Origin of the sequence: Vibrio sp. TRT 2004, from assembly GCF_050113735.1 — a bacterium.
In the GTDB taxonomy this organism is placed as follows: Bacteria; Pseudomonadota; Gammaproteobacteria; order Enterobacterales; family Vibrionaceae; genus Vibrio.
Window position 1 is genome coordinate 53,237 of the sequence record NZ_JBNJOH010000003.1, and the last position, 22,370, is coordinate 75,606.

A 22,370-nucleotide genomic window follows, 5' to 3' on the forward strand; every position below is an offset into this window, starting at 1 on the left:
ATACACCATTTCATGGCGAAATGTTGAACGATGGCTATAAAGGCGCGCATGTTAACTCATTAAATCCATCATTAAAACTGTTTTAGATCATCATTAAGTCGATATTTCTTTCTTGCCGAGTAAGAAAATTGGCAATATCCTGTCTCTATCTGCTTTGAAAGGTATAACTATGGAAACCGAGATAGAACTGAAGTTTTTTGTATCTCCCGATTTTTCAGACACTTTACGAGACAAGATTTCTGAAACAAAAGTACTTCAGCACAGCTGTCGAGAGTTAGGTAACACTTACTTTGATACGCCGGATAACTGGCTTCGTCAGCACGATATTGGTCTAAGGATTCGCCGTTTTGATGACGTCTATGTTCAGACGGTGAAAACATCAGGTCGTGTGGTTGCAGGATTGCACCAGAGACCGGAGTACAATGCTGAACATGACAGCAATGACCCGCAATTAGCCCTTCACCCGGGCGATATTTGGCCGGCAGGAAAAGATATCGCCACGCTACAGTCTGAGCTTCAGCCACTTTTCTCTACTAATTTCACCCGAGAGCAATGGTTGATTGGTATGCCTGATGGTAGCCAAGTTGAGGTTGCGTTTGACCAAGGCATGGTCGAAGCCAATGGTAAGCAAGATCCGATTTGCGAAGTTGAGCTCGAGCTAAAGTCCGGACAGACCGATGCGTTATTTACATTGGCTCGTAGCTTCTCTGAAGATGGCGGTATGCGCTTAGGCAACTTGAGCAAAGCAGCCAAAGGCTACCGTTTAGCGATGGGCTACACGGGAGACGAAGTAAAACCGTTAACCTTAGTTGCAACGAATAAGAATGACACCGTTGAGTCGTGCTTTATCAACTCTTTAGAACATGCTCTTTCTCATTGGCATTACCATGAACAGATTTATTCAGAGCGTGATTCGATCGAAGCGGTGCATGAAATAAAAAATTCGCTCAGCTTCATTCGACAGATTTTAACGGTTTACGGTGGTGTGGTTCCTCGTCGTGCAAGTGCTATTTTGCGCCAAGAGCTTAAATGGCTTGAGCAAGAACTTGAGTGGTTACATGATTACGACTACCTCGAAGATCTGCTTGATGACAAAGGCCATGCGCTACGTAAACTCGATGCGCGTAAGTTTCTTGTCAGTGAATTGAAACTGCTTCAGGAACAGCTACCGAGTCGTGAACAAGTTTTGGAGTTACTGAATTCAGCACGTTATACCGGCTTGTTGTTAGATTTAAGTCGCTGGATCCTGACTCGCGGTTGGCAGCCTTTCCTTGATGATAAGTCTCGCGAAAAAATGGCACTTAATATTGAGCATTTCTCAATACAGCAACTTGATCGCACATGGGCTGAGTTGATGGAAGCTTTCCCACCAGAACGCAACCTAACTAGCCAAGACTACATTGAGCAGCAATACCGTTTGATGCGTAATCTATATACTGGTGTTAGCTTTGCTAGCTTGTTTGATGTTGATGAGCGCAACGGTTTTCGTTTGCCTTGGAGTGATCTATTGCATGGTACGGATGACCTGCAAAAGCTAAAAACGTTAGAGCAATTAGTGGACAAGCTAGAAGGCGAAGAGCGTGAACAACTCGAGCGTTGGTTGGCACGACAAGAAAGCTCGATACTTCATGCTATGGAGCAGACTCGAGTCATTTGTATTGAAGCTCAGCCATATTGGCAAAGCTAATCAGTAAATAACGTAAAAGCAACGGGAGCCTTATGGCTCCCGTTTTGATTGTTGTTGCTGCTCGAGTCGGTCTAAACGTTTTAGAATCTCATCTTGTTTCTCGACCAGTTCGACCAGCAATCGCTCTTTGTTCTCAGAGCGTTTTGTTTGGATTTTATTTGGCGAAGTGATCAACGAGGTAATCAAACCTGTGATCATACCAAATAGGCCGACACCACATATGATCAAACCGGATGCCAGCAACTTACCGCTATTGGTAACCGGGTAATGATCGCCATATCCTACCGTAGAGATCGTCACCAGCGCCCACCACAGGGCATCCCCCCCTGTCTGAATATTGGCATCAGGATCCGAGCCTTCAATAAACAGCATCATACTCGATCCAACCGTCAGCAGTACAACCATAAGCAATAGGATAGAAGCAAGCGTCGTTTCACGTCGATTGCTGAGAAGTTGCTTTAACAAGTAGCGACTAGATCGAATGACCAAAATGACACGCATGATATGAAATATGCGCGCAAAGCGAAGAGGTTCTACCATTGGAATACTGGCAAGAAAATCGATCCAATGACGTTTCAAAAATTGCACACGATCTGTCGCACGGATCATATCTATGCTGAGTTGTAGGATGAAAATGCTACAGATAATAAAGTCTAAGCCGATAAAAACTTGTCGAGTTTCTGGGGTGAGTGGAAAGAACAATAAGCCCGAGATCACAAATAGCGCCATAAATGACAGGATCAGTGACAACAAGCTCATCGGTTTAGTGTCGTCTTTGGTAATATCTCTTTTCATACGAGGCTCGAAAAAAATCATAATCAGCGCGTTCGAGGGAGTGGATTCGCCGCATCACTCTAGTATAAAGCACTGAAATCAAAAAATTTCATTTATTGGAGAACGGACAATGACCAAGATGGCATTTAAGCCGTGGGAACGAGTTATCACGGATATTCGACTGGTTCCTAAAATGGTGATGCTAATGGTGTTCAGTACAGTACTGATCATCGGAAAGCAACTATGGGATGCGAGTGTCTTCTACGACGCTCTTCTTGCAGCAACTCAAGACGCTCAAGTCGCGCAACAGCATTATGAAGCCTACCTAGTACAGGTGGCTTGGCAAACTGTTGCCATGATTGTTGTTTTCGTCGTTCTCCTTTTATTCGCTGCACGGGTTATGTTACGTCAAACCCAATACCTAAGCGAGTCAATTAAATTAATGGCGGCCAGAGACCTTTCTGTTCCTATTGAGATGGAATGTAAGGATGAATATGGTGATGTTGCGCGTGAGCTTGAAAGAACCCGCGTTCAGCTACAGGAAATGATCCGCTTGCAAATTGATGCGTCTCAAGAGCTCGCAGGACTGACGGAAGTGATGACATTAAGTATGTCCGAAACCAAGGAGTCTGCGCAGGAAGAGTTTAATGAGATTGATCAGCTAGCCACGGCGATGAGCGAAATGACATCGACAGTCCAAACTGTTGCTGGCCACGCTCAAAACGCTTCATCACTGACTGAAAGTGCGTCTGGACAAGCCGAGACAGGTCAACGCTTTGTCCAAGATACGGTCTTGAAAATCAGTGAACTTTCTAAAGATATTTCAGCTTCAGCACAGGCTGTCAATCAAGTAGAAGAGAGTGTCGATTCCATTGGTAGTGTGGTTGGTACCATTCAAGGGATCTCTGAGCAAACTAACTTGCTAGCGCTCAACGCCGCGATTGAAGCGGCACGTGCGGGTGAAGCGGGTCGAGGCTTTGCGGTTGTTGCCGACGAAGTGCGCAACCTTGCTCAGCGTACTCAGCAGGCGACTGTCGAAATCCAAGAGATGATTTCTCAGCTACAATCAAGTGCCAACTCTGCGGTTGAACTGATGGAAAAGAGTGTGGTTGAAGCCGCTGAAGGTGTGGAATTGGTGACCAACGCGGGTAGCGAATTGGATGGTATCGTGAGTCAGGTCAATCAAATCAATGATATGAACTTCCAAATCGCCACCGCAGCAGGTCAGCAGAGCAGTGTTGCGGAAGAGATGAGTCAAAACCTGACGAATGTGCGAGAGCTGGTGCAAGCATCGGTCACCGTGGTTTCCGAGTTGCTCGAAACATCAGAAATCATGCAGCAAAATGCTGAGGAACTGGATAAGAAAATCACTTCATTTAAGGTGTAGCTTCTCAACTTAATTGCAATAAACGCCCACTTGCTACTAGTGGGCGTTTTTTATTGGTATAAATAGAGCGTTACCTTTCACTCAACTGGTATTTCTATCACAAGGAAGAATCATGCAACTGCCAGAAAGTCTTGTCTCCATCTCCCAGTCTGCGACCGACTCATTATTTCAATCTGATGCAATTTCACACTGGCCTGACTCTTTGACCCAGCAACTTAGCTACGTCGCAGGTTTAAGTCAGTTTGTCTGTAATACCTTGGTGGCAGATGAGCAACTTCAGCAATTGTTGCCACATATGTTGGCAGAGAATTCGCGCTGCGAGCAATACCGAGAAAGATTGGCCAGTATGCTGAGTGAATGCAGCGATGAAATGCAGGGACATCGAGTCCTGAGACAGTTCCGCAACAGAGAAATGGTTTATATTGCGTGGCGTGATTTCACCGCTTCGTGGTCACTAGAAGAGAGCCTTACTCATTTATCCCAGCTTGCCGAAGCGATGATTTTCGAGACATATCATTGGCAGTACGATGCTTGCTGTGAACTGTGGGGAACGCCGATGAATGCTCAGGGTGAGGCTCAGCCAATGCTAATCATTGGCATGGGTAAGCTTGGCGGAGGAGAGCTCAATTTCTCTTCCGATATCGATCTGATCTTTACCTATCCAGAAAACGGTGAGACGCAAGGAACACGCCGCAGTATTGCGAACGCTCAATTTTTTACTCGTTTAGGCCAGCGCATCATTAAAGCCCTTGATCAGCAGACCTTTGATGGTTTCTGTTATCGGGTTGATATGCGCCTGCGTCCTTTTGGTGACAGTGGTCCGCTGGTAATGAGCTACGCTGCTTTGGAGGACTACTATCAGGAGCAGGGGCGTGATTGGGAACGCTACGCAATGATTAAAGCACGGGTCATGGGCAGTGAGATGTATCCGCAATATCAAGAATTGCGTCAAATGCTGCGCCCATTTGTGTTCCGTCGCTATATCGATTTCAGTGCGATTCAGTCTCTTAGACGGATGAAGTCGATGATCAGCAGCGAGGTTCGCCGTCGTGGTCTCAGCAATAACATTAAGCTCGGTGCTGGTGGTATACGTGAGATTGAGTTTATTGCCCAGGTATTTCAGTTGATAAGAGGTGGCCGAGAGCCAAGTCTACGTCAGCGCGGACTGCTCGTCACGATTGATGCCGTTGAAGCGTTAGAGTTACTTACGAAACCAGAAACGCAGGCTTTAAGAGAGGCCTACAAATTCTTACGTCGATTGGAAAACCTGCTTCAAGCGATGGCAGACAAACAAACTCAGACTCTTCCTGAATGTGAAACTGAGCGATTGCAGCTTGCGGTTGCCATGGGGTACGGCGCTTGGGCAGATCTTATCGCGGATGTAGAAACGCACATGGCGAATGTACATGGCGTGTTTGCTGCGCTGATCGGAGACGATGAAGAAGAACAGCAAGACATTGCACAGCATTTTGTTGAACTATGGGATATGGCGGCAAAACAAGATGTTATCGAGAACATTCTTGAACAGGATATGGCCGTTGAATCGCCTCAGACTATGGCCAGTACCATCATGCAATTCAAGCAAGATTTAGCGAAAAAGACCCTCGGGCCACGTGGTCGTGAAGTTCTTAATCGCTTGATGCCAAAAGTGTTCGCTGCTATTTACTCTCATCAAGACGCCAAGTTTGGTTTGCCTCGAGTGCTGCACTTATTGCATAACATTGTTACGCGAACAACGTACCTTGAACTGTTAGATGAGCACAATGCTGCGTTAACCCAGTTAGTCCGTTTATGTACGGCCAGTCCAATGATTTCCGAGCAGTTGGGGCGCTACCCGATTTTGCTTGATGAGTTGATTGACCCACAACAATTGTATAACCCGATTCCACTGGAGAGTTACCGCACTGAGTTGCGAGACTTTTTGACCCGTATCCCTGAAGATGATATGGAGCAACAGATGGAAGCTTTGCGCCAGTTTAAGCAGATTTGTATCTTGCGTATCGCCGCAGCCGATATCGCGGGTGCACTGCCGGTAATGAAAGTAAGTGACCACTTAACCTATTTGGCGGAAGCGATTGTTGAGTCGGTGGTTGGGCAGGCGTGGTTGCAGATGGCTGAAAAGTATGGAGAGCCGACTCATCTTAAAGAACGGAGTGGAAAAGGCTTTGCCGTCATTGGCTATGGCAAGGTTGGTGGTTGGGAGCTAGGCTACAACTCAGATTTAGATATCGTCTTTATGCATGACTGTCCGGCTACTGTATATACCGATGGTAAGAAAGAAATCGATGGCCGCCAGTTTTATCTCAGACTGGCACAACGAATTATTCATATATTCTCAACCCGAACCGCTTCAGGGATCTTGTACGAAGTGGACACTCGCTTACGTCCTTCTGGTGCATCTGGTTTGCTGGTCAGTCCTAGTGATGCGTTCGACCTATATCAACGAGAAGAAGCTTGGACGTGGGAACATCAGGCGCTCGTTCGTGCACGAATGATATATGGTGACGAATTATTACAGCAGGCATTTGCAAAGACCCGCCATGAAATTCTTTCACTTCAACGAGACGAAGCCACTTTGAGGAAAGAAGTGTCTGAGATGCGAGTGAAGATGCGCGACCATCTGGGGGGGAAAAAGGCAGGTCGCTTTATGCTCAAGCAAGATCCAGGAGGCATCACCGATGTCGAATTTCTCGCTCAGTACCTTGTACTGCGCTTTAGTCAGCAAAAACCAAAACTGACCCGCTGGAGTGATAACGTTCGAATCTTTGAGAGTATGATGGCACAAGGCATCATGGAGGAGCAGGATGCGATGGCATTGACCTGTGCTTATACCACCATGCGTGACCAAATCCATCATCGTAATCTTTTGAACCTTGATGCAGATGTTGCTGAAGATAAATTCATCAATGAACGTGAATTGGTGACTAAACTATGGCACGAGTGGCTCGAATAGGTTTTGACCACTAAAACACTATGTTAAACTCTTGCCCGAATTAGAATTTGGAGATCCACAATGAAGCCAATCCTACCGAACTACAGTGATTCTGGTGTGCTAATTATCGGCGATGTAATGCTAGATCGTTATTGGTATGGCCCTACAGGCCGTATTTCACCTGAAGCTCCAGTACCTGTAGTTAAAGTAGAAAATAACGAAGAGCGACCAGGTGGTGCTGCTAACGTAGCGATGAATATTGCCTCACTTGGTGGACATGCTCATATCGTTGGTTTAACAGGGATTGATGAACCTGCCAAAGTTCTCAACGAAACTCTCTCTGCATTGAAAGTGAAATGTGATTTTGTGGGACTGCCAAACTACCCAACTATCACTAAACTCCGCGTTCTTAGCCGTGGTCAGCAACTTATCCGTCTCGACTTTGAAGACAAGTTTGAAAATGTTGATGCTGAGCTTATTCTGGATCGTATGGAGCAAGCGCTACCAAAAGTGAAGTCAGTTGTCTTGTCTGACTACGCTAAAGGTGCTTTGGAACACGTACAGCAGTTTATTCAAAAAGCGCGCGCTGCAAACGTGCCAGTATTCATCGACCCAAAAGGGGCGGACTTCGAACGCTATCGTGGCGCGACTCTACTGACTCCAAACATGGCGGAATTTGAGCATGTCGTCGGTAAAGTTAAGTCGAATGATGAGTTGGTTGAGAAGGGCTTAGCGCTAATTGAACAGTTTGATTTTGAAGCCCTGCTTGTTACTCGCAGTGAGCATGGCATGACGCTGCTTCGTCGTGGTCAAGAGCCGTTCCATTTACCAACACAAGCAAAAGAAGTGTACGACGTGACAGGTGCGGGAGATACGGTTATTTCTGTTCTCGCTGCCTCTGTTGCAGCTGGTAAGCCTCTAGATGAAGCGTGTGCGCTTGCAAACGCTGCTGCGGGCGTAGTTGTTGGTAAACTCGGCACTTCAACCGTTTCGACTATTGAATTGGCTGAAGCCGTTCATGGAAGTCAAGACACCGATTTTGGTGTTATCTCTGAGCATGCCCTCATTGAAGCGGTTAAAAAGGCTCAAGCATGTGGTGAGAAGGTTGTGATGACCAATGGTTGTTTCGATATTCTTCATGCAGGTCACGTCTCTTACCTTAACCATGCAGCACAATTGGGTGATCGTCTTATTGTTGCGGTTAACACGGATGAGTCAGTAAAACGCCTAAAAGGCCCAGGTCGTCCTGTGAACCCAACGGATCGCCGTATGGCTGTACTTGCAGGTTTAGGTGCAGTGGACTGGGTTGTGCCATTTGGTGAAGATACTCCACAGCGCTTAATTTCAGAAGTGCTTCCAGATCTGCTGGTGAAAGGTGGTGATTACAAACCCGAAGATATTGCTGGTGGTAAGGAAGTAATTGCCAACGGCGGTGAGGTGAAAGTACTTAACTTCGAAGATGGCTGTTCAACCACTGAAATCATCGATGCGATTAAAGGTGGTAGGGGCTAACCTTACTATCCATTGCTAACAAAATGCTCACCAGTCCGGTGAGCATTTTTTATAACAAAGAAAAATGGAGCCATTTGGCTCCATTTTACTAATTGATTCAGAGGTGAATTAGTCCTCTAGGTCACCACAGAAGCGGTAGCCTTCACCATGAATGGTTGCGATGATTTCAGGTGTACCTGAAACAGATTCGAAGTGCTTACGGATGCGACGAATGGTTACGTCAACAGTACGGTCGTGTGGCTTAAGCTCACGGCCAGTCATCTTCTTAAGCAGGTCAGCGCGAGTCTGGATCTTACCTGGGTTCTCACAGAAGTGCAGTAGTGCACGGAACTCTGAGCGAGGTAGTTTGTAACCATCACCACTTGGACTAACAAGTGAGCGGCTATTGATATCCAGAACCCAACCGTTGAAAACGTATTTATCTACACTACGCTTCTCTTCACTAACGACGCTTGAATTCATCGAACGACTTAGTAGGTTACGAGCACGGATAGTCAATTCACGCGGGTTGAATGGCTTAGTGATGTAATCGTCAGCACCAATTTCTAGGCCAAGGATCTTATCAACTTCGTTGTCGCGGCCTGTTAAGAACATTAGCGCAACGTTAGCTTGCTCACGTAGCTCACGAGCTAGCAATAGACCATTTTTGCCTGGTAGGTTAATGTCCATAATGACCAAGTTAACTTGGTTATCAGACAGCACCTGGTGCATCTCTTCACCGTCACTGGCCTCAAAAACAGCGTATCCCTCTGCTTCAAAAATACTCTTAAGAGTGTTACGAGTTACTTGCTCATCTTCGACAATAAGAATGTGCGGGGTTTGCATTGGCGGTACCTAAACTTGTGAAAAATTTGTGCTAATAGAATAAATTCTAGGCAAAAACATAACATACAGGTAATGTGATGTTGATAATAAACCAAAGACTGTAAAAATACACTCTCTTTGATTGCCCGCCATCCGTGGTACTTCTTTTCTACCCTTAGAGGTCCTTTATCCTCTGAATCCTACTAGTCTTTGAGGCGGATTCTATAATGTTAACAGCATGCTAACAACGTAGAAGTGTTAATTCCAATCACTTTGTTGATTTATATCAAGAGTTAGAATGTAACAAATATTAATAGTGTCCAGTAAATGTAAAACTGTTGGTTTTATGATAATTGATGCAAAGCTATGGCAAGCCTATTGTGATCCTTATTTTCGTTTCGAAGGTAAGATCAAGTACGAAAATTTTGCCATCATAACAGCTTGGAATCCGAGTAGCGTTTGGCTCTCACCGGACGAGAATTATCGAAATAATCAGTACTTAGCAGCAGAAATAGGCCATACTTGCTGTATGTCGGTCAATGTTGGCAATGAGGATTTCTCGTGGTGCGAAGAGAGTTTCGTCATCGCTGTAAGCCCATCTCGAGCCATCGAGCTAGGGCGTAAGTACGGCCAAAATGCCATCTATTTTGTGCAACGAGATAAGCTTTACCTTATCTCGTGCCTAGAACAAAAACAGACAACGGTGTTGCTTGGTGACTGGCGATCCCGTTGCAGATAAAGGATTTACTTTTTAGAAGTTCAAGGAGGAAAAATGAAAGATATTACCCCTGATATTTGTGATAAACATGCGGATAAAGTCACCTTGCTCGAGCTGCCATTGCATAGCTTCGGTCGCAAGGATGCATTCTTTGGCGAAATTGTCACTGTTCGTTGCTATCACGATAATTCCAAGGTTCGTGAAATGCTCAGTCAGGATGGTACAGGCAAAGTGTTGGTGGTCGATGGGCATGGCTCATGTCAAAGAGCTTTGCTTGGTGATCAATTAGCTATTCTTGCGATTGATAATAATTGGGAAGGTGTCATCGTTAATGGTGCTGTACGTGATGTTGCTGCAATGGCCGAAATGGATCTTGGGGTTAAAGCCTTGGGTGCTTGCCCGTTTAAGACAGAAAAACGCGATGTCGGTGAAATCAATGTCACTTTAACAATACACAACCAAATGATTCAGCCAGGTGATTACATCTACGCCGATTGGAATGGTGTTTTAATGTCTACTGAATTGTTAGATTGGATCTAGAAGCGAAATCCAAGACCAACTTCAATCCCTTTCTGCCACTCTTGATAGTCGAGAGTGGCATGAATATCTAGATTCTCAGTCAGCTTCATATGACTCGAAACTTCTGCTGCAATTGTCGATTCTTTACCATCATTCAGAGTGTCATCACTGTAGGAGTGAAGGGTACTTTTTACTGAGAATCTTGGTGTCAATTGGTAACTTACGCCACTCAAAAAACCGGTCTCGTTTGCTCGTTCGCTATTGTTTAAACGAGCACCTACGTACAGGTCGACCTTGCTGAAAATGTTATAAGAATAACCACCGTCTATTTTCCATGAATCAAAGTCATTGTTGTCATTTGTACTGGAAATAAAAAGCTTGTGTGGTGAAACGCTTTGTTGGGAAGGGAGTACGGGCAAGTCAGCAGCAAATGACGAGCAGGCGCAAAGTAGCACTGATAGGCTAAATATTGTTTTCATACGCCACTCCTTTGCTGTTGTCTGCATTCCACTGCAAAATTAATTAAAGCATAAAACTTCCGGACTAGATGCAACTTTTATATAGCAATTAGTTATTATGATATGTGCCTATGGTTTCATTGGTTGTTGGAATTATGAGAAAGTTGGTCACATTGTGTAAAGACTGCAGAGTCGGAGTGTGAACAAAAAATAGTAACTTTTCATTGACGTGAAGATGAAAAATAGGTTAAACGTATGGGTAAGCAAACACACATTGTTATAGAAAACTAATTTTATGCAGCACCAAAGCCTAGTAATGACCACTACCATTATTATTACCGACATCGCTATTGTTGGGGCAGGCTGCTAAGCGAAAGAAAATCATAAATAAGGCCTGTATCCCACAAGATACAGGCCTTTTTTTATGTCAATTTAAGACATTTGGAGGAAGGGATGCGAGTTTTAAAGTTTGGAGGATCATCATTAGCCGATGCTGATCGTTTTTTACGAGCGGCAGATATCATTGCTAATAATGCTCAACAAGAAGAAGTCGCAGTCGTGCTTTCAGCACCAGGTAAGACGACCAATAAATTAGTTTCTGTCATTGAAGGGGCGTTAAAAAATGGCGAAGCAGAATTGCAAATCGCCGAGCTTGAGGATTCTTTCCGCGACCTTTACCAAGACATCAAACAAGTGCTGCCGAACATCAATGGCAGTGCTTACGACAATCAAGTTAAAACATCGCTATCTCAGCTGCGCCAATTCGTTCATGGCATAAACTTGCTGGGTATGTGCCCTGACAACGTCAACGCACGTATCATTAGTAAAGGTGAACGAGTTTCTATTCAGCTTATGAAAGCGGTATTAGAGGCGAAAGGCCAACCAGCCAGTCTGATCGACCCAGTGCAATACTTATTTGCTCGTGGTGATCATCTTGAAGCGATGGTTGATGTTGAAATCTCTACTCAAAACTTCCGTCAGAATCCTCTTCCACAAGGCCATGTAAACATCATGCCTGGCTTTACTGCTGGTAATGATGAAGGCGAGTTAGTGACGCTAGGACGTAATGGTTCGGACTACTCAGCAGCGGTTTTGGCCGCGTGTCTTCGTGCCGATTGTTGTGAAATCTGGACTGATGTTGATGGCGTTTATAACTGTGACCCTCGTTTAGTAGCGGATGCGCGTTTATTAAAATCTCTCAGCTACCAAGAGGCGATGGAGCTTTCGTATTTTGGTGCGTCTGTACTGCATCCTAAGACCATCGCGCCGATTGCCCAATTCCATATTCCTTGTCTGATCAAAAACAGTTTTAACCCACAAGGTGCGGGGACGCTCATTGGCCAAGATACGGGTGAAGATAACCTAGCGATCAAGGGTATTACCACACTCAGCGACCTGACGATGGTTAACGTGTCTGGCCCTGGTATGAAAGGCATGGTTGGCATGGCTAGCCGCGTATTTGGTGCGATGTCCTCAGCGGGGGTATCGATCGTTTTGATTACTCAGTCTTCCTCAGAGTACAGCATCAGTTTCTGTATAGAAGCTCAAGATCAGGCAATCGCAGAGCAAGCGCTTGGTGATGCTTTTGAGCTTGAACTGAAAGATGGTCTGTTGGAGCCTGTTGAGTTCCTTAATGATGTTGCGATCGTAACGTTAGTGGGTGATGGAATGCGCACTTCTCGTGGTGTTGCGTCTCAATTCTTCTCTTCGTTAGCCGAAGTTAACGTTAATATTGTTGCGATTGCTCAAGGCTCATCTGAGCGTGCTATCTCAGCAGTGATCCCAGAAGATAAGATTTCAGAAGCCATCAAAGCCTGTCATGAAAACCTATTCAATTCAAAACACTTCCTCGATGTGTTTGTGGTTGGTGTTGGTGGTGTGGGTGGCGAACTGGTGGATCAGATTGATCGTCAGCAAGCGAAACTGGCTGAAAAAGGCATCATCTTACGAGTTTGTGGTTTGGCAAACAGTAAAGGTCTTCTGTTGGATAGCGAAGGGCTTCCACTTGAACACTGGCGTGATCGTATGAAAGATGCGTCAGAAGAGTTCAGTCTGGCACGCTTAATCTCACTGGTGCAACGCAACCACATTATCAACCCAGTATTGGTTGACTGTACTTCTAGTGAATTAATCGCGAATCAATATGCTGACTTCTTAGCTGCTGGTTTCCACGTGGTTACGCCGAACAAAAAAGCGAACACCGCGAGTATGTCTTACTACCATCAATTGCGTGATGTTGCGCGTAGCTCACGCCGCAAATTGATGTACGAAACAACCGTTGGTGCGGGTCTGCCTGTTATTGAAAACCTACAGAATCTTATCTCAGCGGGTGACGAACTGGAACGTTTCAGTGGCATCTTGTCTGGTTCACTATCATTTATATTCGGTAAGTTGGATGAAGGTATGACACTTAGCCAAGCGACGAATATTGCTAAAGAGAGTGGTTTTACAGAGCCAGATCCACGTGATGACCTGTCGGGTATGGACGTAGCACGTAAACTACTGATTCTTGCTCGTGAAGCCGGTATGAACTTAGAACTGGAAGATGTCATTGTTGATCAAGCACTGCCACCAGGCTTTGATGACTCAGGCACTATAGAAGAGTTTATGCAGCGTTTACCTCAAGCAGACGCTTATTTCCAACAACTTTCTGCGCAAGCAGCCGAAGAAGGAAAAGTGCTACGCTACGTGGGTGAAATCTCGGATGGTGAATGTCGAGTAAGCATTGCGGCGGTCAATGAAAACGACCCAATGTTTAAGATTAAAGATGGTGAAAATGCGTTGGCGTTTTACAGCCGTTACTACCAGCCAATTCCATTAGTATTACGAGGTTACGGTGCGGGTACTGAAGTGACAGCGGCAGGTGTGTTTGCTGATGTGATGCGTACATTAGGTTGGAAATTAGGAGTATAAAGAAATGAGTCGAGGTATGGATGTCGTTGTTTATGCTCCTGCGTCAATCGGTAATGTGAGCGTTGGTTTCGATGTTTTGGGGGCGGCCGTGTCCCCCATTGATGGCACGCTACTGGGTGACCGAGTTATGGTTAAATCAGGCGATGAGCCGTTTAGCCTAAAAACAGCAGGTAGCTTTGTCTCAAAACTACCTGAAAACCCGAAAGAGAATATTGTTTATGACTGCTGGCGTGTATTTGCTCGCGAGCTAGACAAGAAAGGTCAAGCGCTTTTGCCCCTAGAGATGACTCTAGAAAAGAATATGCCTATTGGCTCAGGATTAGGTTCAAGTGCTTGTTCCATTGTGGCTGCTTTGGATGCGCTCAACCGTTTCCATGGCGAACCTCTCAACGAAACTGAGTTGCTTGCGTTAATGGGGGAAATGGAAGGACAGATATCTGGTGGTGTTCACTACGATAATGTCGCACCATGTTACCTTGGCGGCGTACAGTTGATGTTGGAAGAGTTAGGTATTATCAGTCAAGAAGTGCCATGTTTTGACAATTGGTATTGGGTAATGGCTTATCCGGGAATCAAGGTCTCGACTGCCGAAGCGCGTGCAATTCTGCCATCACAATATCGCCGTCAGGACATTATCGCCCACGGTCGTCATCTTGCTGGCTTTATACATGCTTGCCACTCTAATCAGCCTGAACTGGCAGCGAAAATGATCAAAGACGTGATCGCTGAACCGTATCGTGAGAAACTGTTACCTGGTTTTGCTGAAGCGCGTAAATACGCTGTAGCAGCCGGCGCTTTGGCGACGGGGATTTCGGGTAGTGGTCCAACGCTATTTAGTATTTGTAAAGATAAAGATGTCGCTGAGCGTGTGGCACGCTGGCTTGAACAAAACTACGTACAAAATGAAGAAGGATTCGTCCATGTTTGTCGTCTCAACAAGCAAGGTTCGAACGTAACAGGAAGTGAGCTATGAAGCTGTACAACATAAAAGAAAATGACGAACAAGTATCCTTTGGCCAAGCCGTGCGCCAAGGGTTAGGTCGTAACCAAGGCCTTTTTTTTCCATCAGAACTGCCTAAGTTTGACGATGTAGATGCGCTTTTAGCTGAAGACTTTGTTTCACGTAGTACTAAGATTCTCTCAGCACTTATTGGTGATGAGTTAGCAGAAGAAAAAGTAAATTCAATGGTTGATGCAGCGTTCCAATTTCCTGCACCAATCAAGCAAGTAAAAGAGGGTGTTTATGCCCTTGAACTGTTTCACGGTCCAACTCTAGCGTTTAAAGATTTCGGCGGCCGCTTTATGGCTCAGTCGTTAGCTGCTGTTTCTAATGGTGGTAAAATCACCATTCTGACAGCAACGTCCGGCGATACTGGTGCGGCAGTGGCACACGCTTTTTATGGGATGGAAGATATCAACGTTGTTATCCTTTACCCGAAAGGCAAAATCAGCCCTCTACAAGAAAAGCTATTCTGTACGCTTGGCAACAATATCCACACGGTTGCTATCGATGGTGACTTTGATGCTTGCCAAGCGCTCGTTAAGCAAGCTTTCGATGACGCCGCTCTGCGTGAAGAGATTGGCTTAAATTCCGCTAACTCAATTAACATTAGCCGCCTAATGGCTCAGATCTGCTACTACTTTGAGGCCGCTTCTCAACTAAGCAAAGAGCAGCGTGAAAACCTCGTGGTATCGGTACCAAGTGGTAACTTTGGGAACCTGACAGCCGGTTTGTTAGCAAAAGCTCTAGGTTTGCCGATTAAGCGTTTCATTGCTGCGACTAACGCGAACGATACCGTGCCACGTTACTTAGAAACGGGTAAGTGGGATCCAAAACCAACGGTTGCAACCACTTCAAACGCGATGGATGTGAGTCAGCCAAACAACTGGCCGCGTATCGAAGAGCTATGCCAAGTGAAAGATTGGGGCTTAGAGACGTTAGGTAAAGGTGCGGTGAGTGATGAGCAAAGCGCGGAATCAGTAAAAGAGCTGTACCAACAAGGTTATCTGTGTGAACCGCACGGTGCGATCGCCTACCGAGTGCTGCAAGAGCAGCTTCAAGAAGGTGAGACAGGGTTATTCCTATGTACAGCACATCCAGCGAAGTTCAAGGAAGTGGTTGACGATATTTTAGGTACAGATATTGACCTGCCAGGCCCGCTAGCAAAACATGCAGTGATGGATTTGCTGTCTGAAGACCTCGCCAATGATTTCGATGCATTGAAAGAAGTCCTGCGTCGAGTGCAGAAATAAGTTAGCAAAGGTCGCTCAGGCGGCCTTTGTTTTTTAGAGCGCTTCGAATCGAGAACGGACTTCGCCCTGCGAGAGGAGCTTGTGAAGAGCGAGTCGAAAGTTGCAGGCAGCGCTGGCTAAGATTTGAGTTTAATTATCTGAATTTAAAAGAAAAGGGTTGACACTGTGTGTCAACCCTTCAACATTTTGTCGTTTCTCTTATCTGTTCAAAGCAAATGTCGGTAACGAAAGGTGCCAGCGAATAGCGCCTAAGCGAATAATCAGTGTAGAAGCGACACCTGCGAGGAAAGCTGTATCGTTATCATAGCCAATCGCTAAGGCTGTGGTGTGGAATACCCCACCAATCAAACACGCAGTCGCATAGACTTCACTTCGTAGTACCATTGGGACTTCACGCGCTAATACATCGCGAATGATGCCGCCGCCACAACCCGTTATTACACCCATGATGATAGCGACCAACGCTGAATCTTGATAATGCATCGCTTTGTCTACACCAATACCGACAAAGACGGCTAATCCAATCGCATCACACACAGGTAAAACCCACCACGCTAGGCGTTTAGGTCGTCGAACGATGAGCATAGTGATCAAACAGGTAATTAGGATAGTCCATAAGTAGTTGGTGTCAGTGATCCAGAATACCGGGGTTGCTCCAAGAGCCATATCACGAATCGTACCGCCACCGATAGCAGTGACACTGCCCAAAACGGTGACACCAAATGGATCCATCTTTAAGCGGCCTGCAAGTAGAACGCCTGAAATGGCAAAAATAGCTGTACCGAACAAGTCGATCAAATAAAGCAGCATGGAGTCCATGTTACTAAAATCTCTTACTAAAAAGTTGCGAATAAAAGTGAGACTGGATTGTACGAGATATCACCATTGACCGTTAGTGTTTTCGCCTAACGTTATCAAAATACTCGCAAACTTGTTTGACTGCTAAGAGTGTTCTTGGCGTCGGTCGGTTTAGCCAGTCTGAGTTTAATGACCAGACATGTTTATTTTGAACAGCATCAAGTTGGTTTGCCCATTTGTGCCACATATTGCCATCGGCAATAGCATGTTCAGAAGAGAAGATGACATCTGGGTTACTGATGATAACTTGTTCCAGCCCAACTTGAGGATAAGGCGCGACACTGTCGGCGAAGACGTTGACGCCCCCGCAGAATGTAAATACCTCACTTGGCCATTTCTCTTGGGCGAGGGTTATGATGGGTTGGGCGCTTAATTGATAGAAGTAGCGAACAGGTGTTTCTGTGTGGTACTCGTTTTTAAGCTTTTCTAACTGTTGTCTAAAGTCGGCTGCGGCTCGTTTGCCTATATTGGGATCGTCTGAGTATTCACTTAACTGTTCGAGATTATTAGCGATATCGCTAAGAGACGAGGTTTGTGAGTAATAAATATTGATGCCAAACTGCTTTAGCTTCTCCAGCTCACCGTTTGGGTTACCTGCGGGCCAAGCGATGACTAGGTCTGGTTGAAGTGCAATGATTCGCTCGATTTTTATGCCCTGATAATTGGACACTTTTTCCAGCGTTTTTGCCTGTTCTGGATAGTCGCTACGCTCACTGACCGCAACAAGCTTGTCACCCAGTCCCGCAGCGAAAGCAATCTCTGTCGCATGTGGCGCTAAACTAATGATTCGCTCGACGGGGGCTGCGAAAAGGCTGGGAATAACCAGTGCAGCTAAACTGGCAACGATAAGGCGCATCTAAATACCTTGATAGAATAGGCCCATAAGCAGGCTTTGAATAATGATCCAAATGAACATGCGCCAAGCCAACATCTTCTGAACTTGAGCCACATGTATGGCAGATGGTGCAATACGACCGCCGAGCTTAGCGCGTACGGATTTTTTACCGTCGTAGATGGCAGGGCCACCCAAAGATAGCTCCAACTTACCGCCCACAGCGACGATCAGCCAAGCCGGTCCAGGAAGAGGCCAAGAACTTGCTTGCTGTTGAATGAGTTGGACAGAGGCTTTTGCTCGGTGACCGACGGCGATCATGAGCGCAAACAGGCGCAAAGGGATAAAATCGAGGACGGCGACAGCACGCACAGCAGTCAATCCAAACGGCGAGAACTTTTGTCTTGAAGGGGACCAAGCACGAGCCAGTTCTACCGACATTCGATAGCCAAAAGCCCCAATACCGCCAGCAATGGCATACCAAAACAGTACTCCAACGACATTACGTCCGTAAGACATAATTAAGGTTTCAGAGCCGGCTTTGCCAAGTCCAAGTAGCGATAACGGATCGGTGGAGCGATTTATCAGCGGCTTAATTAGCATCTTTGCTTGCTCTTTGTCCTCGCGGGCGAGAGCGGCAACGAATTGAGCGGTAAATTTATCTGTATTGCGCCAATCAATGGCAAGAAGGAGAAAGGCCAGCTCAAAAAGTTGCGGCTGCCAAACCAATGGCTTTAACGCGATTAAAACGGCGAGCATAGGCAGAATCATTAGTAGCCAAGCTAAGCTGCCTGAAATGATACTTTGCTGGTAGCTGTTGTTTACGTTGACTTTATCGGCTAATTGCTCGGCGAATTTATGCCACAAAATGGCTGGATGAGCTTCGCGGGGAAAGGGCAATATCAGATGGCATAATAAAGCGCCCCACAACACGAGGAGCGCACCATTTGAGTAGAGTTGCTGAAACAGATCTTCCATGATGTCTCTTTAACTTACTTTAGAAGTTCAACCATCTTGATAACCATTTCAGATGAGCTTTGAGCGGCTAGCGGAAGAAACTCATCAAAGCTCATACCTGCTTCTTTGTCAGCCACATCAGAGATTGCGCGCACTACAACGAAAGGAACTTTGAACTGGTGACAAGTTTGAGCGATCGCTGCGGCTTCCATTTCTACCGCGACAACCGATGGGAAGTGTTTGCGGATAAATGCCTGACGTTCCGCACTACATACAAAAGCGTCACCAGTACATATTAGGCCGCGAACTGCGTGCTTATCTTCCATTTGTGACAGCGCTTTCTCTGCTACATCCATCAATTTTTCATCTGCAATGAATGCCGCTGGTTGTTGTGCCATTTGCCCCATTTCGTAGCCAAATGCCGTCACATCGGCATCGTGGTGGCGAACTTCAGTTGAAATCACAACATCACCAACGTTGAGGCTAGAATCAAAACCACCCGCAGAGCCAGTGTTAATGATCACGTCAGGTTGGTACTCGTCCAGTAAAATTGTGGTGCCAACCGCTGCTGATACTTTGCCAATGCCGGATTGAAGCAAAACGACATCCACACCGTTGATCTGTCCAGAGAAGTAAGTACAGCCTGCTTTGCTTACTTCTTGGCGGTTTTCAATTGCTTGTTTAAGGATGGAAACTTCTTGTTCCATTGCACCGATGATGCCGATTTTCATAATGAATCCTGTTAATTGACATGGGTCTAATCGAATGGTGCTAAGTGTAACAGAAAAGGGCTAGATGGGAACGGGTTGCGCCCTATGGATAACTGGATCGGACTTTGCCCTGCTGGAAGTGGGGCCGGGCAGTAAGTTGATAAAACCTATAGTGTGAAAGGTATTGACAGAACTACTCCTTAAATAAGACATCATGTTCTCGATTCTCGATCAATTACCTATTGCTTAACCCATATACATCTCATATAATCCGCGCTTCGCGTAGCGGCTGAATCAGAGATTGGCTGCTACAAATTTAAACTTACTCTTATTAGGAGAGAATTATGTCTCTGAATGCAGAAACTAAAGCAGCAATCGTTGCAGAATACGCTCAAACTGAAGGCGATACAGGTTCACCAGAAGTTCAAGTAGCTCTACTTACAGCTTCTATCAACCACCTACAAGGTCACTTCAAAGCGCACAAAGGCGATCACCACAGCCGTCGTGGTCTTCTACGTATGGTTTCTCGCCGTCGTAAGCTTCTTGACTACTTGAAAGGCAAAAACCTTTCTCGTTACCAAGATCTAATCAAGCGTCTAGGCCTACGTCGCTAATCAGCGGCTGCATAGAACAGTTTGTCGAAAAAGGGGCTATACGCCCCTTTTTTGTGGCCTAAATTGTGCCAAACCTCTGCTAAGTAGTTTATACTACCTCCGGCTATAACCACCTTAGTGGTTTTATCTCCACAATACTTTTTGCATTACAGTCACCGATGTCGGCCAAAAGGTCGCGACTATTAAAAGGCTATTGCCCCGCAGTATTCTTTTACTAGTCGCGATTCGTAATGCCTTGAGTAATTTAATTAACTCAATCTAAGCACGTGCTTAGAGAAAGGAATAACAATGTTCGAAAAACCAGTTGTTAAAACGTTCCAGTACGGTAACCACACAGTTACTCTAGAAACTGGCGTTATCGCTCGTCAAGCTACAGCTGCCGTTATGGTAACTATGGATGACACAGCAGTATTTGTTTCTGTTGTTGGTAAAAAAGAAGCGGTTGAAGGTCAAGACTTCTTCCCTCTAACAGTTAACTACCAAGAGCGTACTTACGCTGCAGGTAAAATCCCTGGTGGTTTCTTCAAGCGTGAAGGTCGCCCATCTGAAGGTGAAACTCTGACTGCTCGTCTAATCGACCGTCCAATTCGCCCTCTATTCCCAGATGCGTTTAAAAACGAAGTTCAAGTAATCGCTACGGTTATGTCTGTTAACCCAGACGTTCAACCTGATATCGTAACTATGATTGGTACTTCAGCAGCGCTAGCTATCTCTGGTATCCCATTCAATGGTCCTATTGGTGCTGCACGTGTTGGTCACATTGACGGTCAACTAGTACTAAACCCAAGCAACACTGAGCTAGAAACATCTAAGCTTGACCTTGTTGTTGCGGGTACGGAATCTGCAGTTCTAATGGTTGAGTCAGAAGCTGACAACCTAACTGAAGAAGAGATGCTTGCAGCAGTTGTTTACGGCCACGATCAACAGCAAGCTGTTATCAACGCAATCAACGAGTTCGCAGCAGAAGTTGCTACTCCAGCTTGGGATTGGGTTGCTCCAGAAGAGAACACAGCACTTGTAGCTAAGATTGCAGAACTTGCAGAAGCTAAGCTTGTTGAAGCGTACCAAATCACTGAGAAGATGGCTCGTTACGGTCGTATCCACGAGATCGCGGCAGAAGTTAATGAAGTGCTGCTTGCTGAAGATCCAGAAGCAAACACCAAAGAAATCCACACTATCTTCCACGATCTAGAGAAGACAGTTGTACGTCGCAGCATCATTGCTGGTAACCCACGTATCGACGGTCGTGAGAAAGACATGGTTCGTGCTCTAGACGTTCGTACTGGCGTTCTTCCACGTACTCACGGTTCTTCACTATTCACTCGTGGTGAGACTCAGGCACTAGTAACTGCGACTCTAGGTACGCAGCGCGATGCTCAAATCATCGATGAGTTAACTGGTGAGCGTAAAGATCACTTCCTACTACACTACAACTTCCCTCCATACTGTGTTGGCGAAACGGGTTTTGTAGGTTCTCCTAAGCGTCGTGAAATCGGCCACGGTAAACTGGCTAAGCGTGGTATTGCAGCTGTAATGCCATCTATCGATGAGTTCCCATACACAGTACGTGTTGTATCGGAAATCACTGAATCTAACGGTTCATCTTCAATGGCTTCTGTATGTGGTACGTCTCTAGCACTTATGGATGCTGGTGTTCCAATCAAAGCGTCTGTTGCGGGCATCGCAATGGGTCTAGTGAAAGAAGGCGATGATTTCGTTGTTCTTTCTGACATCCTTGGTGACGAAGACCACCTAGGTGACATGGACTTTAAAGTAGCAGGTACTAACGAAGGTATCACTGCACTTCAGATGGATATCAAGATCGAAGGTATCACTAAAGAGATCATGCAAATTGCTCTTAACCAAGCGCAAGGTGCACGTAAGCACATCCTATCTGTAATGGATGAAGCGATTTCTGGTGCTCGTGAAGATATCTCTGAGTTCGCTCCGCGTATTCACACAATGAAGATCAGCGCAGAGAAGATCAAAGATGTTATCGGTAAAGGTGGTGCAGTTATCCGTGCTCTAACTGAAGAGACGGGTACAACTATCGAAATCGAAGATGACGGTACAATCAAGATTGCTGCAACTGAAGGCGCAGCAGCAAAAGAAGCGATTCGCCGTATCGAAGAGATCACTGCTGAAGTTGAAGTAGGCCGTATCTACACAGGTAAAGTTGCACGTCTAGCTGACTTTGGTGCTTTCGTTACGATTCTTCCTGGTAAAGATGGTCTTGTACACATTTCTCAAATCGCAGACAAGCGTGTAGAAAAAGTGTCTGACTACCTTGCTGAAGGTCAAGAAGTTCAAGTTAAAGTTCTTGAAATCGACCGTCAGGGCCGCGTTCGTCTAAGCATGAAAGAAGCGGTAGAACAGACTGAAGAAGTCGTTGCTGAAGAAAAACCTGCTACAGACGCATAATGCGAGCTTGATAGGCTAATT

Annotated in this window: 18 protein-coding genes and 1 other annotated feature; of the genes, 11 read left to right on the top strand and 7 right to left on the bottom strand. The window is 45.7% G+C overall.

The features are described from left to right. The first annotated feature begins 169 nt into the window (after positions 1–169). The gene (locus ACQEXR_RS02135; RefSeq protein ID WP_427019689.1) at positions 170–1,687 is read left to right on the top strand and encodes a CYTH domain-containing protein; all 1,518 of its coding nucleotides are present in this window, start codon (positions 170–172) and stop codon (positions 1,685–1,687) included. Between the two features lie 30 nt (positions 1,688–1,717). Here ACQEXR_RS02135 and ACQEXR_RS02140 read toward each other — a convergent pair whose 3' ends face one another. Next, on the bottom strand, positions 1,718–2,482 hold the full coding sequence (locus tag ACQEXR_RS02140; protein ID WP_426950706.1) for a potassium channel family protein: 765 nt from the start codon (positions 2,480–2,482) through the stop codon (positions 1,718–1,720). A 109-nt stretch (positions 2,483–2,591) separates the two neighbouring features. Here ACQEXR_RS02140 and ACQEXR_RS02145 point away from each other — a divergent pair, with 109 nt between their 5' ends. The 3 genes from ACQEXR_RS02145 to hldE all read left to right on the top strand — a co-directional run bounded on the left by ACQEXR_RS02145 (position 2,592) and on the right by hldE (position 8,292). Next, positions 2,592–3,848 carry a methyl-accepting chemotaxis protein gene (locus tag ACQEXR_RS02145; RefSeq protein WP_427019690.1) on the top strand — a complete coding sequence of 419 codons (1,257 nt, stop codon included), beginning with the start codon at positions 2,592–2,594 and terminating at the stop codon, positions 3,846–3,848. Positions 3,849–3,960: 112 nt separating this feature from the next. After that, entirely contained in the window at positions 3,961–6,801 is a 2,841-nt protein-coding gene (glnE, locus tag ACQEXR_RS02150) for a bifunctional [glutamate--ammonia ligase]-adenylyl-L-tyrosine phosphorylase/[glutamate--ammonia-ligase] adenylyltransferase (RefSeq protein ID WP_427019691.1), read from the top strand. A gap of 60 nt (positions 6,802–6,861) precedes the next feature. Beyond that, entirely contained in the window at positions 6,862–8,292 is a 1,431-nt protein-coding gene (hldE, locus tag ACQEXR_RS02155) for a bifunctional D-glycero-beta-D-manno-heptose-7-phosphate kinase/D-glycero-beta-D-manno-heptose 1-phosphate adenylyltransferase HldE (protein ID WP_138971826.1), read from the top strand. Positions 8,293–8,400: 108 nt separating this feature from the next. On the opposite strand, the gene arcA is transcribed toward hldE, so the two are convergent. After that, positions 8,401–9,117: a two-component system response regulator ArcA gene (gene arcA, locus ACQEXR_RS02160; RefSeq protein ID WP_138971825.1), complete on the bottom strand. Its 717-nt coding sequence runs from the start codon at positions 9,115–9,117 to the stop codon at positions 8,401–8,403. Positions 9,118–9,442: 325 nt separating this feature from the next. Here arcA and ACQEXR_RS02165 point away from each other — a divergent pair, with 325 nt between their 5' ends. Both ACQEXR_RS02165 and ACQEXR_RS02170 read left to right on the top strand, forming a co-directional pair. Continuing rightward, positions 9,443–9,835: a DUF3293 domain-containing protein gene (locus ACQEXR_RS02165; RefSeq protein ID WP_426950711.1), complete on the top strand. Its 393-nt coding sequence runs from the start codon at positions 9,443–9,445 to the stop codon at positions 9,833–9,835. 33 nt (positions 9,836–9,868) lie between these two features. After that, positions 9,869–10,354: a putative 4-hydroxy-4-methyl-2-oxoglutarate aldolase gene (locus ACQEXR_RS02170; protein WP_138971824.1), complete on the top strand. Its 486-nt coding sequence runs from the start codon at positions 9,869–9,871 to the stop codon at positions 10,352–10,354. Here ACQEXR_RS02170 and ACQEXR_RS02175 read toward each other — a convergent pair. Then, entirely contained in the window at positions 10,351–10,812 is a 462-nt protein-coding gene (locus tag ACQEXR_RS02175; RefSeq protein ID WP_426950712.1) for a hypothetical protein, read from the bottom strand. The two genes, ACQEXR_RS02170 and ACQEXR_RS02175, sit on opposite strands and share 4 nt — an antisense overlap. A gap of 284 nt (positions 10,813–11,096) precedes the next feature. Continuing rightward, positions 11,097–11,216, top strand: a sequence feature (Thr leader region). A gap of 28 nt (positions 11,217–11,244) precedes the next feature. Between ACQEXR_RS02175 and thrA the strand changes: the two genes are divergently transcribed. The 3 genes from thrA to thrC are packed head-to-tail and all read left to right on the top strand — an operon-like array spanning position 11,245 to position 15,957. Further along, entirely contained in the window at positions 11,245–13,704 is a 2,460-nt protein-coding gene (gene thrA / locus ACQEXR_RS02180; protein WP_331427092.1) for a bifunctional aspartate kinase/homoserine dehydrogenase I, read from the top strand. Positions 13,705–13,720: 16 nt separating this feature from the next. After that, positions 13,721–14,677: a homoserine kinase gene (thrB, locus tag ACQEXR_RS02185; RefSeq protein ID WP_138971879.1), complete on the top strand. Its 957-nt coding sequence runs from the start codon at positions 13,721–13,723 to the stop codon at positions 14,675–14,677. After that, complete coding sequence (thrC, locus tag ACQEXR_RS02190; protein WP_269376550.1) at positions 14,674–15,957, top strand: threonine synthase; 1,284 nt, start codon at positions 14,674–14,676, stop codon at positions 15,955–15,957. Before thrB ends, thrC begins: the two co-directional genes overlap by 4 nt. 198 nt (positions 15,958–16,155) lie before the next feature. On the opposite strand, the gene ACQEXR_RS02195 is transcribed toward thrC, so the two are convergent. The 4 genes from ACQEXR_RS02195 to mtnN form a co-directional block, all read right to left on the bottom strand. Beyond that, on the bottom strand, positions 16,156–16,776 hold the full coding sequence (locus ACQEXR_RS02195; RefSeq protein WP_426950714.1) for a TRIC cation channel family protein: 621 nt from the start codon (positions 16,774–16,776) through the stop codon (positions 16,156–16,158). Positions 16,777–16,849: 73 nt separating this feature from the next. Further along, positions 16,850–17,671 (bottom strand): vitamin B12 ABC transporter substrate-binding protein BtuF, encoded by an 822-nt coding sequence (gene btuF / locus ACQEXR_RS02200; protein ID WP_138972568.1) that lies wholly within the window; start codon positions 17,669–17,671, stop codon positions 16,850–16,852. Then, positions 17,672–18,625, bottom strand: a complete 954-nt coding sequence (locus ACQEXR_RS02205) for a cobalamin biosynthesis family protein (protein ID WP_138972567.1) — start codon at positions 18,623–18,625, stop codon at positions 17,672–17,674. It abuts the gene before it with no gap. A gap of 14 nt (positions 18,626–18,639) precedes the next feature. Then, entirely contained in the window at positions 18,640–19,335 is a 696-nt protein-coding gene (mtnN, locus tag ACQEXR_RS02210) for a 5'-methylthioadenosine/S-adenosylhomocysteine nucleosidase (RefSeq protein WP_138972566.1), read from the bottom strand. Between the two features lie 323 nt (positions 19,336–19,658). Here mtnN and rpsO point away from each other — a divergent pair, with 323 nt between their 5' ends. Both rpsO and pnp read left to right on the top strand, forming a co-directional pair. Next, on the top strand, positions 19,659–19,928 hold the full coding sequence (gene rpsO / locus ACQEXR_RS02215) for a 30S ribosomal protein S15 (protein WP_005472830.1): 270 nt from the start codon (positions 19,659–19,661) through the stop codon (positions 19,926–19,928). Between the two features lie 288 nt (positions 19,929–20,216). Then, entirely contained in the window at positions 20,217–22,349 is a 2,133-nt protein-coding gene (pnp, locus tag ACQEXR_RS02220) for a polyribonucleotide nucleotidyltransferase (RefSeq protein ID WP_426950717.1), read from the top strand. Positions 22,350–22,370: the final 21 nt, after the last annotated feature.

Bases quoted from the DNA above. Each gene is read 5' to 3' on its own strand.
- glnE (WP_427019691.1), top strand. From the start codon at position 3,961: ATGCAACTGCCAGAAAGTCTTGTCTCCATCTCCCAGTCTGCGACCGAC.
- ACQEXR_RS02195 (WP_426950714.1), bottom strand. From the start codon at position 16,776: ATGGACTCCATGCTGCTTTATTTGATCGACTTGTTCGGTACAGCTATT.
- arcA (WP_138971825.1), bottom strand. From the start codon at position 9,117: ATGCAAACCCCGCACATTCTTATTGTCGAAGATGAGCAAGTAACTCGT.
- ACQEXR_RS02205 (WP_138972567.1), bottom strand. From the start codon at position 18,625: ATGGAAGATCTGTTTCAGCAACTCTACTCAAATGGTGCGCTCCTCGTG.
- btuF (WP_138972568.1), bottom strand. From the start codon at position 17,671: ATGCGCCTTATCGTTGCCAGTTTAGCTGCACTGGTTATTCCCAGCCTT.
- thrA (WP_331427092.1), top strand. From the start codon at position 11,245: ATGCGAGTTTTAAAGTTTGGAGGATCATCATTAGCCGATGCTGATCGT.
- pnp (WP_426950717.1), top strand. From the start codon at position 20,217: ATGTTCGAAAAACCAGTTGTTAAAACGTTCCAGTACGGTAACCACACA.
- mtnN (WP_138972566.1), bottom strand. From the start codon at position 19,335: ATGAAAATCGGCATCATCGGTGCAATGGAACAAGAAGTTTCCATCCTT.
- thrB (WP_138971879.1), top strand. From the start codon at position 13,721: ATGGATGTCGTTGTTTATGCTCCTGCGTCAATCGGTAATGTGAGCGTT.
- ACQEXR_RS02140 (WP_426950706.1), bottom strand. From the start codon at position 2,482: ATGAAAAGAGATATTACCAAAGACGACACTAAACCGATGAGCTTGTTG.
- rpsO (WP_005472830.1), top strand. From the start codon at position 19,659: ATGTCTCTGAATGCAGAAACTAAAGCAGCAATCGTTGCAGAATACGCT.
- ACQEXR_RS02170 (WP_138971824.1), top strand. From the start codon at position 9,869: ATGAAAGATATTACCCCTGATATTTGTGATAAACATGCGGATAAAGTC.
- ACQEXR_RS02135 (WP_427019689.1), top strand. From the start codon at position 170: ATGGAAACCGAGATAGAACTGAAGTTTTTTGTATCTCCCGATTTTTCA.
- thrC (WP_269376550.1), top strand. From the start codon at position 14,674: ATGAAGCTGTACAACATAAAAGAAAATGACGAACAAGTATCCTTTGGC.
- ACQEXR_RS02165 (WP_426950711.1), top strand. From the start codon at position 9,443: ATGATAATTGATGCAAAGCTATGGCAAGCCTATTGTGATCCTTATTTT.
- ACQEXR_RS02175 (WP_426950712.1), bottom strand. From the start codon at position 10,812: ATGAAAACAATATTTAGCCTATCAGTGCTACTTTGCGCCTGCTCGTCA.
- ACQEXR_RS02145 (WP_427019690.1), top strand. From the start codon at position 2,592: ATGACCAAGATGGCATTTAAGCCGTGGGAACGAGTTATCACGGATATT.
- hldE (WP_138971826.1), top strand. From the start codon at position 6,862: ATGAAGCCAATCCTACCGAACTACAGTGATTCTGGTGTGCTAATTATC.